Source organism: Streptomyces sp. NPDC059787 (genome assembly GCF_042732315.1).
Taxonomy (GTDB): domain Bacteria; phylum Actinomycetota; class Actinomycetes; order Streptomycetales; family Streptomycetaceae; genus Streptomyces; species Streptomyces atrovirens.
This window is the reverse complement of record NZ_JBHWHX010000001.1, coordinates 351,720-366,922: the sequence shown is the minus strand read 5'-3', so window position 1 is coordinate 366,922 and position 15,203 is coordinate 351,720. Positions and strand designations below refer to the sequence as shown.

Annotated in this window: 11 protein-coding genes; 2 read left to right on the top strand and 9 right to left on the bottom strand. The window is 72.1% G+C overall.

Annotated features, from left to right (window positions below):
- Nucleotides 1–19: 19 nt before the first annotated feature.
- Both ACFV5H_RS01815 and ACFV5H_RS01810 read right to left on the bottom strand, forming a co-directional pair.
- Nucleotides 20–1,300 (bottom strand): hypothetical protein, encoded by a 1,281-nt coding sequence (locus tag ACFV5H_RS01815; RefSeq protein WP_385048148.1) that lies wholly within the window; start codon nucleotides 1,298–1,300, stop codon nucleotides 20–22.
- 172 nt (nucleotides 1,301–1,472) lie between these two features.
- The gene (locus ACFV5H_RS01810; RefSeq protein ID WP_385048150.1) at nucleotides 1,473–2,267 is read right to left on the bottom strand and encodes a class II aldolase/adducin family protein; all 795 of its coding nucleotides are present in this window, start codon (nucleotides 2,265–2,267) and stop codon (nucleotides 1,473–1,475) included.
- Nucleotides 2,268–2,393: 126 nt separating this feature from the next.
- On the opposite strand from ACFV5H_RS01810, the gene ACFV5H_RS01805 reads away from it, so the two are divergent.
- Entirely contained in the window at nucleotides 2,394–2,873 is a 480-nt protein-coding gene (locus ACFV5H_RS01805; RefSeq protein WP_385048153.1) for a pyridoxamine 5'-phosphate oxidase family protein, read from the top strand.
- 13 nt (nucleotides 2,874–2,886) lie between these two features.
- Here ACFV5H_RS01805 and guaA read toward each other — a convergent pair whose 3' ends face one another.
- Nucleotides 2,887–4,467 carry a glutamine-hydrolyzing GMP synthase gene (guaA, locus tag ACFV5H_RS01800; RefSeq protein ID WP_385048155.1) on the bottom strand — a complete coding sequence of 527 codons (1,581 nt, stop codon included), beginning with the start codon at nucleotides 4,465–4,467 and terminating at the stop codon, nucleotides 2,887–2,889.
- A 334-nt stretch (nucleotides 4,468–4,801) separates the two neighbouring features.
- On the opposite strand from guaA, the gene ACFV5H_RS01795 reads away from it, so the two are divergent.
- The gene (locus ACFV5H_RS01795; RefSeq protein WP_385048158.1) at nucleotides 4,802–5,098 is read left to right on the top strand and encodes a chorismate mutase; all 297 of its coding nucleotides are present in this window, start codon (nucleotides 4,802–4,804) and stop codon (nucleotides 5,096–5,098) included.
- 283 nt (nucleotides 5,099–5,381) lie between these two features.
- Here ACFV5H_RS01795 and ACFV5H_RS01790 read toward each other — a convergent pair whose 3' ends face one another.
- From ACFV5H_RS01790 to ACFV5H_RS01765, 6 genes are all read right to left on the bottom strand, one after another.
- Nucleotides 5,382–6,665, bottom strand: coding sequence for a hypothetical protein (locus tag ACFV5H_RS01790; protein ID WP_385192214.1), 1,284 nt, complete (start codon nucleotides 6,663–6,665; stop codon nucleotides 5,382–5,384).
- 199 nt (nucleotides 6,666–6,864) lie between these two features.
- Entirely contained in the window at nucleotides 6,865–8,655 is a 1,791-nt protein-coding gene (locus ACFV5H_RS01785) for a GMC family oxidoreductase N-terminal domain-containing protein (RefSeq protein ID WP_385048164.1), read from the bottom strand.
- Between the two features lie 100 nt (nucleotides 8,656–8,755).
- Nucleotides 8,756–10,369, bottom strand: a complete 1,614-nt coding sequence (locus ACFV5H_RS01780; protein WP_385192212.1) for a succinic semialdehyde dehydrogenase — start codon at nucleotides 10,367–10,369, stop codon at nucleotides 8,756–8,758.
- Between the two features lie 131 nt (nucleotides 10,370–10,500).
- On the bottom strand, nucleotides 10,501–12,162 hold the full coding sequence (locus tag ACFV5H_RS01775) for a serine/threonine-protein kinase (RefSeq protein WP_385192210.1): 1,662 nt from the start codon (nucleotides 12,160–12,162) through the stop codon (nucleotides 10,501–10,503).
- Nucleotides 12,163–12,242: 80 nt separating this feature from the next.
- The gene (locus ACFV5H_RS01770) at nucleotides 12,243–13,454 is read right to left on the bottom strand and encodes a serine/threonine-protein kinase (RefSeq protein WP_385048172.1); all 1,212 of its coding nucleotides are present in this window, start codon (nucleotides 13,452–13,454) and stop codon (nucleotides 12,243–12,245) included.
- An 82-nt stretch (nucleotides 13,455–13,536) separates the two neighbouring features.
- A complete protein-coding gene (locus ACFV5H_RS01765) occupies nucleotides 13,537–15,147 on the bottom strand; it encodes a protein kinase (protein ID WP_385192208.1) in 1,611 nt (536 codons plus the stop codon).
- Between the last annotated feature and the right edge of the window lie 56 nt (nucleotides 15,148–15,203).

Genomic DNA, 15,203 nt, shown 5'->3' with positions numbered 1-15,203 from the left:
CGCGGGAGCGGGCGTCCGGCTAGTCCGTCACGTCGATTGTGTAGCGGTTTGTTTCTGTGCCCGCTGCCGTGATGACCTGGACCTCCACTCGGCCCGGTTCCACCTCTGCCGGGACCGGGACGGTCAGGAGTGTGTCTGTCGGGTTGTCGAAGCCGCCTGTGACCGGGACCAGCGGTACGTGCACATTGACCGGTCCGACCCGGACCACCATCCGGGACAGCCGGTCCGCCCCCTGGGCGCCCACCGGAACGAACCCGGCGCCCCGGATCTCGATGTCGTCACCGGTCCGGATCGGCGCGTCCAGGTCGCCGGCCTCGCGCGCCCGCACCACCGAAAGGATCACCGGACGGCCGCCCTCCGCGTACTTCCCCGCGAGATACGTCGCCGCCGACACCAGCACCACCACCGCGAGTCCCCACGGCAGATCCGGCAGCTGGTCCGGCCTCCGGGCCAGCCGCACCGCCGCGAACACCAGGGCGACACCGCTGATCACGACGTACTGGATGTCGGCGAAGCTCCCCCGCCCCGAGTCGTCGGTCAGCAGGTCCGCCGCCCTGGGCCGGTACGCGCGTACCTTCTGCAGCCGCTGTCCCAGCACCCGCAGTCCGACCACCCGCCGCACCAGCACGGCGATCCCGCACACCACGGCCAGCACGGTCACCACACCGGCGCCGCGGGCGAGTTCCATCCCGTCGATCAGCGCGTCCCGCTCCCGGTTCCCGGAGGCGGCCGCGAGCTGCCCCACCAGAACGAGCACCGCGAACGCCAGGAACAGCACCCAGCACGCGGCCACCGCGCGGGACGTGGAGAGCCGGTTGTCCTCCCCGATCACCGGCGCCAGCGCACCTCCGCGCGCCCGGTGGAACCACGACGCCGCGGTCAGCGCCCCGGCCACCACCAGCGCGGCCAGCAGCCCGGCGGTGCGGGCGGCACTCCACCCCGCGCCGATCGCCGTGAGCGCCTGCCCCAGGAGCAGCAGCACGACGCCCGCCCACACCACACCCGCGGTCCGCCGCCACAGCCGTACCAGCCACGCCGCGCCCTCGGCCCGCCCCCGTTCGGCGACGATCTCCGCGGCCTGCGTCAGCTCCTCCGACACCCACTGCCGGGAGGCGGAGGCGGAGTGGGCCACCGCGGCCGGCACTCCCTGTCCGGCCGCGAACTCGTCCCGCTTCAGCAGGAACGCGGCGACCGCCCGCCGATGCCCCTCACGCGCCCCGTGCGGACAGTCCCCGCAGGTGCAGCCCCCCTCGTGGGCGCCCGTGTCGGGGCCGCCCCGCCTCGCCTCCTGCACCGCCACGCCCGAAGCCCGCCTTCCCCACCGTCAAAGCCACCGAAGTCATCGAGGCCGTCAGAAAACACGACACAAGTCCCCCACGACGAAAGCGAATTGTGCCCTACCCCGCCGCCTTCCCGTCCGGCAGGCCCGGTCCGGACGGGTGAATTTCACGGCGCCGTGTTGACCTTGCCGTCTACTCCAGCAGATCCGGCTCGCTCCGGCTGATGTCCTGCCACATCGGCTGGTAGTTGATCCATGCCACCAGGTCCCCGCCCAGCTGCTCCCGCGTCGCCACCGCCTGCCGGTGGTCGATGAGGACGGGCCGGCCCGCCGCCTTCGCGGTGAGCTGCACCTGGCAGGACCGCTCCATCGTCACGAACCACCAGGCCGCCGCGTCCACCGAGTCGCCCACGGTGAGCAGCCCGTGGTTGCGCAGCACCAGCGCCTTGTGGGAGCCGAGCACATCCGCGATCCGCCTGCCCTCCTCGGCGTCGACGGTGACGCCGCTGTAGGCGTCGTAGAGGGCGTGGTCCTCGTAGAAGGCACAGCTCTCCTGGGTGATCGGGTCGAGCAGGTCGCCGAGGGCGGCGAGGGCGCGGCCGTGCACCGAGTGGCAGTGGGCGACGGCGACGACGTCGGGCCTGGCCGCGTGCACCTGGGCGTGCACGGTGAACGCGGCCTGGTTGACGTGGTGGCCGCCCTCGACGACCTGGCCGTCCCGGTTGGCGAGCACCAGGTCGCTCACGGTGACCTGCCGGAAGGGCATCCCGAACGGGTTGACCCAGAAGCAGTCGCTGAACTCCGGGTCGCGTGCGGTGATGTGCCCCGACACACCGTCCTCGTAGCCGAGCCTGCCGAAGAGCCGCAGCGCGCCCGCGAGCCGCTCCTTGCGGTGCCGGCGCTCGTCGTCGACCGACTCGTGCATGGGCGGCATGGCGAAGCGCAGTTTGTCGGTGGGCAGCGGCAGGGGCGGCGTGGGCCCGTGCATGAGTCCTCCCGCGGGGGGTGTGCGTACGGGGCGGAAGTTACCGGCGGGCCGCGCCGGACGACAGCTCTGTTCCGTAACGCCGGATACCCGACACAGGATGTCCGGTATCCCTTTCACACTCGGTCCATGCACACGAATTGGGCGGCCTTCACCGCCGCCGAACACGAGTTCGCGAAGACCGTGGAGGAGCGCTTCGCCGCGTACACCCACCACGTCCTCGCGACCCTGCGCAAGGACGGCTCACCGCGTACCACCGGTCTGGAGGTCCGCTTCCTGGACGGGGAGCTGTGGTTCGGCATGATGCCGGACTCGCTCAAGGCGCTCGATCTGCGCCGCGACCCGCGCTTCGCGCTCCAGGCGAATCCGGGCGACGGCACGGGCATGGGCGGCGGCGACGTCCGGATCGGCGGCCGGGCGGTCGAGATCGCCGACGGCGACACCCGGACCCGGGCCAGGTACGCCGAAGAGGTGGAACCGCCGGAGCCGTTCCACCTCTTCCGCACCGAGCTGACGGAGGTCGTGAGGACCTACGTGGAGGACGAGAAGTACCTCGTCGTCCAGGTCTGGAAGCCCGGAGAGCCGGTGCGCACCCTCAAACGGACCTGAGGACCCGGAAGGGTCACTCCCACTCGATGGTGCCCGGCGGCTTGGAGGTCACGTCGAGGACGACGCGGTTGACGTCCCGCACCTCGTTGGTGATCCGGGTCGAGATCTTCGCGAGGACGTCGTACGGCAGCCGGGACCAGTCGGCGGTCATGGCGTCCTCGCTGGAGACGGGGCGCAGCACGATCGGGTGACCGTAGGTGCGGCCGTCGCCCTGGACGCCCACCGACCGCACGTCCGCGAGCAGGACGACCGGGCACTGCCAGATGTCCCGGTCGAGACCGGCCGCGGTCAGCTCCTCGCGGGCGATGGCGTCGGCCTCGCGGAGCAGGTCGAGCCGCTCCTTGGTGACCTCGCCGACGATACGGATGCCCAGGCCGGGGCCGGGGAACGGCTGGCGCTGGACGATCTCCTCGGGCAGGCCGAGCTCCTGGCCGACCATCCGGACCTCGTCCTTGAACAGCTTGCGCAGCGGCTCGATCAGCTTGAACTCGAGGTCCTCGGGGAGGCCGCCCACGTTGTGGTGGGACTTGATGTTGGCGGTGCCGGTGCCGCCGCCGGACTCGACGACATCGGGGTACAGGGTCCCCTGGACGAGGAACTCCACCGCCGGACCTTCGTCCGCGATGATCTCGGCCTGTGCCTGCTCGAAGACCCGGATGAACTCCCGGCCGATGATCTTCCGCTTCTCCTCGGGGTCGGAGACGCCCTTGAGCGCGGTGAGGAACCGCTCCTGCGCGTCCACGACCTTGAGCTGCACGCCGGTCGCGGCGACGAAGTCCTTCTCGACCTGCTCGGTCTCGTCCTTGCGCATCAGGCCGTGGTCGACGTACACGCAGGTCAGCTGGGAGCCGATGGCCTTCTGGACGAGCGCGGCGGCGACGGCGGAGTCCACGCCGCCGGACAGACCGCAGATGGCGCGCTTGTCGCCGACCAGCTCGCGGATGGCGTCGACCTGCTCGTCGATGACGTTGCCGGTGGTCCAGTCCGGGGTGAGGCCCGCGCCCCGGTACAGGAAGTGCTCCAGCACCTGCTGCCCGTGCGTGGAGTGCATCACCTCGGGGTGGTACTGGACGCCGTAGAGCTTCTTGTCGTCGTTCTCGAACGCGGCGACCGGGACGATGTCCGTCGAGGCGGTGACGGTGAAGCCCTCGGGGGCGGCGGAGCAGGCGTCGCCGTGCGACATCCAGACGTCCTGCTCGTCCGGGGTGCCCTCGAAGAGGGTGGAGGAGTTCCTGGCGACGTGCAGGTCCGTACGGCCGTACTCGCGGGCGCCGGTGTTGTCCACCTGGCCGCCCAGGCTCTGGGCCATGAGCTGGAAGCCGTAGCACATGCCGAAGACGGGGACGCCGGCCTCGAAGATCTCGCGGTCGAGACTAGGGGCGCCCTCCTCGTACACGGACGAGGGGCCGCCGGACAGGATGATCGCCGCGGGGTTCTTGGCGAGGATCTCCTCGACCGGCATGGTGCTCGGCACGATCTCGCTGTAGACCCGCGCCTCGCGGACGCGACGGGCGATGAGCTGGGCGTACTGCGCGCCGAAGTCGACGACCAGGACGGTGTCGGGCGCGTTGGCAGCGGGAGACGCTGATGACACGAGGTGCCTTCCGGCGGTGGGGCGGGGGTCTTGTGCCTCCCAATTCTACCGAGGCGGCGGCGGGCCGTGTCCCGCCGCCGGGACCGGATCCCGTCTCACCATGCGGCCCGCGTTGGACAGCCGCGGCCGGCCGGGCATACTTGCCCCATGCTCACGCACCCGACCTTCCTCTTTACCTATGGCGACCGGCCCGCCGGCTGCCATGGTCGTGCTGCTTGAGCAACTGACAAGCGACTTCCCAGGCGCCCCGGGCCGACAAGGTCCGGGGCGCCTGGCGTTTTCCTCCGGACCCTGTCGCTCCGGGGCACCGCACCCATCCACGAGGAGCCCCGGCATGACCACCACCACGACGGAGTCGACCGAGAAGACCGGCGCCCGCACCACCGAGGCCGCCGAGCTGATCACCGGTGCCCGCGAGCGGATCGACGCGCTCGACGACCGGATCATCGGCCTGATGCAGGAACGGATGGCCGTGTCGGCCGTCATCCAGAAGGAACGGATCGCCTCCGGCGGGCGGCGGGTGAACCTGTCCCGCGAGATGGAGGTCCTCGCCCACTACCGGGACGCCCTGGGCAAGCCGGGCACCACGCTCGCGATGACCCTGCTGGAGCTGTGCCGCGGCAGGATCTGAATCCGCGCTCGCGGTACAGACGTACGCACAGTCCTCACCCGTACGGCGCGTGACCGGTACCGGAACCGCCTCGTTGGTACCGGTGTCCGCGTCGGCCAGGGGCGGGCACGAGCAGCACCACGTGTGGCTCGCCGGAGCGATGAGACGTGCGGATCGTGTCGTACGTCGTGGGACCTCGCTCCGGGGAAGTGACCGGACGGCAGGGGACAGCGGCCCGGTCACCCCAGAGAACGGCCGGTCCCGGGGACGCCCGGGACCGGCCGGCGGAAACCCGCCGCACGCCTCAGGTGCGGGTCACGACTCCGCAGCCCGCGTCGCCGTCGGCCGGTTCCAGGTCCTTGCTGCGGTCGTACGGGTCGCGGGCCGGTCCGGTCGGCTCGGGGCGCCCCTGCCGGTCGGCGAGGAACTGCGGACGGATGAAGCCGTCGCCCTCCCGGCAGTCGTCGTTGGATATCTCGCCGTTGACGTCGGTGATCCAGATGTGTCCCTCGTCGGCCTGGAACCTGGCGGGGTCCACGGCGTCCACCTCGACCGTCCGGCGGACGATGGCCCTGCTCACCTCGTCGCCGCCGCCGACACGGGCCATCGGGTACACGAAGGTGTAGTCGGCCTTGATCACGGCCCTCCCGGCGGTTCCCTCCACGGCCTCGACCGTCATACGGCCACGCACCCGCACGTCGCCCGCCAGTTCGACCTCCGCGGGGTCGAACCGGGTGAACGTCCACACCGGGTCGTTCTTCTCCGTGGGTTCGCGCAGGGCGTCGCGCAGATCGGCGAGGTACTCCTTCTCCGCCGGGTCCACGAGGTCCAGCGCCTTCTTCGGCTGTTCGCCCTTCAGTACCGCGGGATCGAGGTTGGCGGCGACCAGGAACTCCTTCGTCCCCTTCAGCACGGCCTGGATCCGGGCGGCGGGGACCCCGTTGACGGCCTTCGCCTCGGGCAGCCGGATGGCGTCCACCCCCGCCTCCCACCGGGCGGCCGGGGACCCGGCGAACGGCTTCTCGCGCGTGGGGACGTCGGCGGCGACGTCGGGGGGCGCGGTACTGGGGCGGCCCGTCTCGGGGGAGAGCGGAGTGGCGTCGGCCGCCCCCGCCTCGTCCTCGCCGAGGCCGCCGGGCAGCCAGGACAGCGCGGCCGACGGATTGACGGCGACCACGGCCAGTGCCACGGCGACCACCACCCCGACCGCGCTCCAGACCCGGCGCCGCCGCGACGGGCGACGCTCCAAGGCCTGCAAGGGCCGACTCGTGCGCCACCCCTCGGGCGGGGCGGGCTGCGCCGCCTTCCGCTTCCTGCCCGTGCGGCGCCTGCCGCCGCCGACCGCCCTCGCCTGCGCCTCGTCCATCGCCCGCAGCCGCTCGGTCACCATGCGCGCCCGCGCCGAAGGCTCCTTGGGGGCGGAGGCACGGATGTCGCGCTCACTGTCCTGGACGAACTTCTCCCAGACGTCGTCGGGGAGGGACGAGGACTCCGGTCTGCTCTCTTCGGACGGCTGCTCGGCCACGGGGTCGCGGGCTTTCTCTCGTTGGCGGTCGTAGGCGGACGAGCGTACGCCAGTGACGATCATGCTTCACACGTGATCCAGATCACATGAAAAATCACTGACCGCCAGGACAACCATCTGCGCGCCTGGCTGATCACACTCACTGACATCCTCGCGGACCACATGGACCACATGGACAAGGGAGAAGGACCTGAGCTCGGAGGGGGGCACAGGTCCTTTTTCCTTGTCCGTTCTTCCTCGGCGCCGTCTTTCCCCGGCCGTCTCAGTCCTGCTTCGGCGGCACCGCCGGTATCCCCAGGAACGGCAGCCGCAGCGCGCCGAACGCCTCCGCCGGGACCGCCGGGGACTTCGGCTCGACCGGCTCCAGGCGCCGGTAGGCCTCCCCCTGCGCGGGGCGCGGATCGGCCTCGCCCTTGTTGGGCCAGTACGACATCGCCCGCTCGGCCTGTGCCGTGATGGTCAGGGAGGGGTTGACCCCGAGGTTCGCCGAGACCGCCGCCCCGTCCACGACCGAGATACCGGGGTGGCCGTAGAGACGGTGGTACGGGTCGATCACACCGGTCTCACGGGACGCGCCGATCGGGCAGCCGCCCAGGAAGTGGGCGGTCAGCGGCATCCCCGTCAGCTCGCCGACGTTGGAGCCGGCGAAGCCGTTGATCTCGGCCGCCAGCGCCGACGCGCCGTCCGTGGCCGCCTTGATCTGCTTGGGGTTGGGGGCACCGTGGCCCTGCCGGGCGGTGAGCAGCCCGCGGCCGGCCCCGGACGGCTTGAGGTACGTCGTCAGGGAGTTGTCCAGCGACTGCATCACCAGCCCGATGATGGTCCGCTCCGACCAGCGCCGGTTGGACAGGGAACGCAGCAGCAGCCAGGGGTGCCGCGCCGCGCCGCCCAGCCAGCCGAGCACCCTGGCCGCACCCGAACCGCCGCCCGCGTACGGCACCTGGAGGATGGACAGCCCGCCCATCGAGTTGGAGCCGCGGCCGTAGCGGACCGGCTCGATGTGGGTGTTCTCGTCGGGGTGGATCGACGACGTGATGGCCACACCGCGGGTGAAGTCGGCCTTCGGCGCGCCGGTGGCCCTGCGGTAGCGGCGGTCGTCGGTCTGCGCACCGACGAGGGCCTCGGAGTTGGTACGGGTCAGCTCACCCAGCTTGTTCGACAGGTGCGGAAGCTGCCCGCCCGCCTTCATGCGGTGCAGCAGCGTCTGGGTGCCGTAGGTGCCGGCGGCCAGGACGACCCGGCGGGCGCGGAAGGTACGGCCCTTGCCCTTGCGGCGGTCGTCGGTGGGGAGCGTGGCGACCGCGTATCCGCCTCGGGAGTCCTCCGTCACCGACACGGCCGTCGTCATGGGGTGGACGACCGCGCCCGCCTTCTCGGCGAGGTGGAGGTAGTTCTCGTTGAGGGTGTTCTTCGCGCCGTGCCGGCAGCCGGTCATGCACTCGCCGCACTCGGCACAGGCCCGGCGCGACGGCCCCGCCCCGCCGAAGTACGGGTCGGGTACCTCCTGTCCCGGCTTCGCCTTCGCCTTCCCGTCGGCGTCCTCGCCGTCGCCGAAGAAGACGCCGACCGGGGCCATGTGGAAGGTGTCGCCCACCCCCATCCGCTCGGCCGCCGCCTTCAGGTGCACGTCCGACGGCGTCATCGTCGGGTTGAGCCGTACGCCGAGCATGCGCTTCGCCTGGTCGTAGTACGGGCCCAGCTCCTCCTGCCAGTCGGTGATGTGCCCCCACTGCGGGTCGTCGAAGAACGGCTTCGGCGGTACGTAGAGGGTGTTGGCGTAGTTGAGCGAGCCGCCGCCGACGCCCGCGCCGGCCAGCACCATGACGTTGCCCAGCAGGTGGATGCGCTGGATGCCGTACATGCCGAGTTTCGGCGCCCAGAGGTAGTTCTTCAGGTCCCAGGAGTTCTTCGGCAGGGTTTCGCGGGTGAAGCGGCGGCCGGCTTCCAGGACGCCGACGGTGTAGCCCTTTTCTGTCAGGCGGAGGGCGCTGACCGATCCGCCGAAGCCGGATCCGACCACGATGACGTCGTAGTCGTAAGTGTCCTGGGGCACGTGTGCTCCTCGTTGAGTCAAATGTGCTGACCGTCTGTGGTGGATCGCGCTCGCGCGGCGGAGCCGCATATCGATGCAGCCCCGCGCCCCTGAAGGCATCTCACCTGAACCGGAGTGTCTTCATGAGGCGCAGGCTGCGGCTCATGAAGGCCGCGTACTTCTCGTCGTCCATGCCCAGTGACGGGGCCATCGGGAGGAGGCGCTGGTGGGCGACCGTCTGGGCCTCGGTGTACTTGAGGATGCCCTCGGAGCCGTGGCGGCGGCCGAGGCCGGAGTCCTTCATGCCGCCCATCGGCGACTGGACGCTGCCGTACGCGGGGGCGTAGCCCTCGTTGATGTTGACGGTGCCGGTGCGCAGGCGCGCGGCGACCTCGCGGCCGCGCCGGGTGTCCTTCGTCCAGACGGAGGAGTTCAGGCCGTACGGGGTGGCGTTGGCGCGTTCGACCGCCTCGTCGTCGGAGGAGAAGCGGTAGATCGAGACGACCGGGCCGAAGGTCTCCTCGGAGCAGACGCTCATCGGGGCCTCGACGCCGTCGAGGATGGTCGGCTCGTAGAAGTAGGGGCCGATGTCCGGGCGGGCCGTGCCGCCCGCGAGCACCTTGGCCCCCTTGGCGACGGCGTCGTCGACGTGCCGGGTGACGGCGTCGAGCTGGCGCTGCCCGACCAGGGAGCCCATGTCGGCGCCGTAGGCGAGGGAGGTGCCGAGGCGGATCGCCCTGGTCCGGGCGGCGAAGCGCTCCAGGAAGGCGTCCGCGACCGACTCGTGGACGTACAGCCGCTCGATGGAGATGCACAGCTGGCCGGCGGAGGAGAAGCAGGCGCGGACGGCGCCCGCGGCGGCCTTGTCGAGGTCGGCGTCCTCCAGGACCAGCATGGCGTTCTTGCCGCCGAGTTCGAGGGAGACGCCGACCAGGCGGGCGGCGGCGCCCTGGGCGACCTCGCGGCCGGTGCGGGTGGAGCCGGTGAAGGAGACGTAGTCGGCGTGCCGGACGACCTCGGGGCCGACGACCGGGCCCTCGCCGAGGACGACCTGGAAGACGTCGGCGGGCAGTCCGGCCTCGATCAGCAGGTCACGGGCCCACAGCGCGGTGAGGCAGGTCTCCGTGTCGGGCTTCATGACGACCGCGTTGCCCGCGACGAACGCCGGGAGCGCGTCGCCGACGGAGAGTTCGAGGGGGTAGTTCCAGGGGGCGATCTGGCCGACGACACCGCGCGGGTGGCGCAGTTCGGTGACCTTCGTGAGGGTCGGCATGGCGCCCGCGTGCCGCTTGGGCCGCAGGTAGGCGGCGGCCCGGCGGCCGTAGTGGCGGGCGGCGACGGCGACGGCCTGCACCTCCTCGTGGGCGTGCAGCCGGGCCTTGCCGGTCTCCAGCTGGATCAGGTCGAGCACCTCGGCCTGGCGGCTCAGCACCAGGTCGTGGAAGCGCAGCAGGACGGCGGCACGCTCCCGCACCGGGATCCTCGCCCAGACGGCCTGGGCGGCGCGGGCCGCCTCGAAGGCCTTCTCCACGTCCTCGGGCGTCGACTCGGGCAGGTCGGCCAGCTTCTCGCCGGTGAACGGCGTGTGGTTGGCGGTCCGGCCGGAGCCGGCCACGCCCTTGGTGAGCTGGGCGACCAGCTCCGGCGTGACCACGTCGGCGGCGGTGCGGGCACCCGCCGGCGCGGGGGCGAGGGGGTTGGTGCCGGTCGTTTCCCGGGTCTGCGCGTCCGTCATGAGCCGCAGGGTATGCCCGGGGGAACACTTTGTGTACCCGTCGGTAACGGATTCACCCACCGCTCACACACCACGCCAGTGAGCGCTGGCAACAAAGCCCCTGATCAGGGTGTTGACGGACATCGGCCCGTTCAGAGCTGGTGGACGTCCCACGAGTCGACGACCGTACGGGCGATCTCCCGGCCGGCCTCGGCGAAGTAGCCCTTGCCCGGGTACACGATCCAGAGCCGGTACATGTCGCCGTCCTTGTTCCGGTAGTACATGACCTGCGCCTCGCGCACCAACGCCGGAGTGGTGGTCGTCGTGTAGACGATGGTGTTCGTGGCCGCCTCACGGTCCTTGTAGGTCGTCTCGCGCGGCTTGCCCCTCGGGGCCGGCGTGTCGGCGATCCCCCAGCCGTACTCGCCGTCCTTCAGCTCCTCCCAGTGCGCGAACGCCCGTTCCGAGGCCGAGGCCTCGATGTCGCCGTTCTTGTCCTCGGCCTTGATGTCGCGGTCGACCTCGACCCGCACCAGTCCGCTCGGGTCGGTGAAGGAGGCGACGGTGCCGTCCGAGTCCTCGGCCTGCTCGTCCTGCGCGAAGTCCTCGGGCACCGCGACGCCGGCGCCCACCTTGCTCCCGAGATCGTGCTTCTTCCAGCCGTCCGGCAGCGGTCCCGCGAACGGTTCGGCGATCAGCAGATACGCGGCCAGCGCTCCCGCGACGACCGCCGCGCCCAGCCCCGCCAGCGTCCTGCGGCCGATCCGGACGCCCTTGCCCCCGCCGGATTCCCCGGCCGGGAACCGGGCGACCCGCGTGGGCTGAGGGGCGGGCGGGTTCGCGGCCGTCTCCAGCACGGCGCGGACCCGGGCGGCGTCCGGGCGGCGTGCCGGGTCCTTCTGCAGCAGGCCGGTGATGACCTCGGCCAGCGGCCCCCGCGCGGAGGCGGGCGGTGCCGGGGTGGCGTTGAGGACCGACTGGAGGGTGGCGGGGGTGTTGCTGCGGCGGAACGGCGAGACGCCCTCCGTCGCCGCGTACAGCACCACGCCGAGCGACCACAGGTCGGATGCGGGGCCGGGGCGCTGGCCCAGCACCCGTTCCGGGGCGATGTACTCGGGCGAACCGACGAAGCCGCCGGTGTCGGTCAGACTGGTCTCGCCCTCGATCTGCGCGATGCCGAAGTCGGTGAGGACGACCCGGCCGTGCCGGCCGAGCAGCACGTTGTCCGGTTTGACGTCCCGGTGCAGGATGCCCGCCGCGTGGGCGGCCTCCAGCGCGCCGAGCACCTCCAGGCCGACCCTGGCCGCCTCGCGCGCGGAGAGGGTGCCCTCCTCCTGCAGCACGGCGCCCAGTGAACGGCCCTGGACCAGTTCCATCACGATCCACGGCCGGCCGTCGACCACCGCGACGTCATGGACGTTGACCACCGCGGGGTGGTCGAGCCGGGCGGCGGCGCGGGCCTCGCGGCGCATCCGCTCGGAGGCGTTGGAGCGTTCGCGTTCGGGAAGGTGGTCCGGGACGCGGGGCTCCTTGACGGCGACCTCGCGGTCCACGGTCTCGTCCTTGGCCCGCCACACCGTGCCCATGCCGCCGTGCCCGAGCTTGGCGAGCAGCCGGTAACGGCCGGCGATCAGCCGCCCGGTGCCCGGGTCGTTCCGCGGCTGCGTCCGCGTCTGTGCCGGAACCACCTCGGTCGGTGCCGCGTACGGGTTGCCGGGGTGCGGAACGGACGTGGGCGGGTTCGGGTTCGGCGGTTGCAGACCAAAACTGGTTGGCTCGTCGGCCCCGTGGCGGGCTCCCCCGTTGCTGCTCATGGTTCATCCATATCGCGCCAAGCCCTCGCGTATCCACAGCGGATGCCGACCGGTCACAGACCCGTGACTCTCGCGGGGACTTATCTCCCGTTTACGGGGTTATGCGGCCGGATCGAGGAGTCGGTCGCCGTGGGAGTGGGCGAGGGCGTCGGGGTCCCGGTGGGTGGTGCGCTCGCGGGTGTCTCCGGTGCCGTGCTCGCCGGTGTACCGCCCCCGTCGCCGCCCCGGTCCTGCAGGAGCAGCGCCGCCGCGGACACCCCCGCTCCCGCCATGGCGGCGACGGCCAGGGCCGCGACGAGCGCGCCCCTGGCGGGCTGCCGCCGGACCGGACGCGCCTCGGGCCCCCCGCCCGCTTCCTCCCGCCGCACCGGGGGCCGCCGGCGGGGCGTGTCCCGGTGCGGGGGCAGCAGTCCGGGCGGCGCCGACTCCGGCGTACGGCCCGTCTCCCGGAACGCCCGCAGCATCCGTTCGGCCCGGTCCGCGTCCAGCCGGCGGTCGGGGTCGCGCTCCAGCAGGCCGCGCACCACGGGAAGAATCGGTTCCGCCTCGATGGGCGGCCGTATCTCGTCGACCACGACCGCGTGCAGGACCCCGCCGAGGGAGTCCCGCCGGAACGGCGACTCGCCGCTGAGCGCCGTGCACAGCAGCGCGCCCAGCGACCACAGGTCGGACTCCGGTCCCGTCCTGGCGCCGGACATCCGCTCGGGGGCGGTGTACTCGGGTGAGCCGACGAAGGAGCCGGTCTCGGTGAGCGTGGTGGCGCCCGACACCCGGGCGATGCCGAAGTCGGTGAGGACGACCCGGTCGGTACCGTTCTCCAGCAGGACGTTGGCGGGCTTGAGGTCGCGGTGCAGCACACCGGCCGTGTGGGCGGCGCGCAGCGCGCCGAGCAGGTCGACGCCGATCCGCGCGGCCTCCGCGGCGTCGACCGGGCCCCGCTCGGCGACCCGGTCGGCGAGGGACGGACCGTCGATCAGCTCCAGGACGATGTACGGGCGTTCGTCGTCCTCGACGACGTCGTGGACGACGATGATGTGCGGGTGGCTCAACTGGGCCAGGGCACGCGCCTCGCGCAGGGTGCGGTCCCGCTGCCGCCGGGCGTCCGCCGCGGAGAGCGTCTCATCGAGGGGGAGTTCCTTGACGGCGACACCCCGTCCGAGCAGTTGGTCGGTGGCCCGCCAGACCACGCCCATGCCGCCGCGCCCGAGCCTCGCCTCCAAACGGTAACGGCCCGCTATGACACGGCCGTTGGTCCTGGCGGTCGCGTTCTCGGCGTCCCCGTCGGTCCCCATGGGCCCATCATGCCCCACCGGATGTGTGCCCTCCGGTACGGCGATTCGGCCAAGCGGCGCGCCTCCGTGCCCGCCACGGGGGTCAGGGCTCGCGCCACCCCTTCAGAACCGTCTCGAACTGCTCGCCGGTCGTGGCCCAGTCCTCGGCCGGCCCGGACATGTAGATCGCGTACTCGACGCCGTCCCGCGAGAGGTACATCTGATCGACCGCCCGGCGCGGGCCCGGGAAGTCGGTGTCCTTGGCCAGCGCGGTCCAGATGTACTCCAGCCGGGCGCTCTCGCGGTCCCGGTAGACGCGGCGGTCCAGCCCCAACCGCTGGTAGCCGACCAGGCGCTGCCCTATCTGCCGGTCCAGGTCCCTCAGGTGCTCGTACGGGTCGTCGAAGTCGGACGAGTCGTCGACGGCGATGCGGATGAAGTGCTTGCCGCCGTCGGGCGTGTAGTCGACCTGACGGGTCTCCTCGTCGAAGACCTCGCGCTCCCAGTCCTCACCGGGCAGGGCGATGCCGAAACCCCAGGGGTCGTCGCGGCGCACCCAGCCCTCCGGGAGGTTTCCCGGTGACTTGGTGGTCGCCCCCGTCTTCGTGGGGCTGGGCGTCGGGGCCGGGGAGGGGCCGGCGGTGGTGCCGCCCCGGTCCTCCTGCTGCTGGAGCATCACCGCGGTGCCCCCGCCGATGATCGCCGCCAGGACGACGACCAGGGCGATCACCCGCCCGCGCACCCGCCGACGAGGCGCGGCGGGCGGCCCGTACGGCTGCTGGACGACCGTGGGACCGCCCTGCGGATACCGCGGGGCGGCCTCGGGCCCGGCCTCGTACGGCTGGGGGGCAGGGGCGTCGACGACCTGGGTCGGCACGTACACCTGCGCCGCATGCGGACGCCGCCCCTCCGCCGCCTCGGCGAGCAACTGCTCGGCCTGGGCCGCGTCGGGCCGGGTGGCCGGATCCTTGCGCAGGAGTGCGCTGATGACGGGCCCGAGGGGGCCGGCGTGCTGCGGTTCCTCGGCCTCCTCCTCGACGACCGCCTGCATGGTGGTCAGCGGTGACGTGCGGCGGAACGGGGACAGGCCCTCCACCGCCGTGTACAGCGTCGCGCCGAGCGCCCACAGGTCGGAGGAGGGGCCGGGGTCGTGGCCACGGACCCGCTCGGGCGCGAGGTAGTCGACCGAGCCGACGACCTCACCGGTGCGGGTGATGGCCGTGTCGCCGTCGATCTGCGCGATGCCGAAGTCGGTGAGCAGCACCCGGCCGTCCCGGGCGAGGAGGACGTTGCCGGGCTTGACGTCACGGTGCAGTACACCGGCGGCGTGCGCGGCGCGCAGGGCGCGCAGCACCCACAGGCCGACGCGCGCGGCCTCGCGGGGGTCGACGCGCTCCTGTTCCTTCACCGCGTCGGCCAGCGAACGGCCCTCGACCAGCTCCATCACGATCCACGGCCGGCCGTCGTGTTCCAGCACGTCGTGCACGGTGACGACGGCGGAGTGGTTGATCCGCGCGGCGGCCCGTGCCTCCGCGCGGGTGCGTGCCAGCAGCGTGACCTGTTCGCTGTCGGAGACGTAGAGCGCCGCGGTCAGTTCCTTGATGGCGACGACCCGGTGCAGCACCTCGTCGTGGGCGCGCCACACCCGGCCCATGCCACCGCTCCCGATGGATTCACCGAGCCGGTAGCGGCCCGCGACGAGCGAGCCCTGCATCTGATTCACGTTGCCCCGCAATGGTCTTGACAGGGTCAGCGTAAGTACCCCGGTGC

Coding starts and splice junctions, on each gene's coding strand:
- ACFV5H_RS01795 (WP_385048158.1), top strand. CDS start 4,802: ATGACCACCACCACGACGGAGTCGACCGAGAAGACCGGCGCCCGCACC.
- ACFV5H_RS01770 (WP_385048172.1), bottom strand. CDS start 13,454: ATGGGGACCGACGGGGACGCCGAGAACGCGACCGCCAGGACCAACGGC.
- ACFV5H_RS01765 (WP_385192208.1), bottom strand. CDS start 15,147: ATGCAGGGCTCGCTCGTCGCGGGCCGCTACCGGCTCGGTGAATCCATC.
- ACFV5H_RS01775 (WP_385192210.1), bottom strand. CDS start 12,162: ATGAGCAGCAACGGGGGAGCCCGCCACGGGGCCGACGAGCCAACCAGT.
- ACFV5H_RS01810 (WP_385048150.1), bottom strand. CDS start 2,267: ATGCACGGGCCCACGCCGCCCCTGCCGCTGCCCACCGACAAACTGCGC.
- ACFV5H_RS01790 (WP_385192214.1), bottom strand. CDS start 6,665: ATGATCGTCACTGGCGTACGCTCGTCCGCCTACGACCGCCAACGAGAG.
- ACFV5H_RS01805 (WP_385048153.1), top strand. CDS start 2,394: ATGCACACGAATTGGGCGGCCTTCACCGCCGCCGAACACGAGTTCGCG.
- ACFV5H_RS01780 (WP_385192212.1), bottom strand. CDS start 10,369: ATGACGGACGCGCAGACCCGGGAAACGACCGGCACCAACCCCCTCGCC.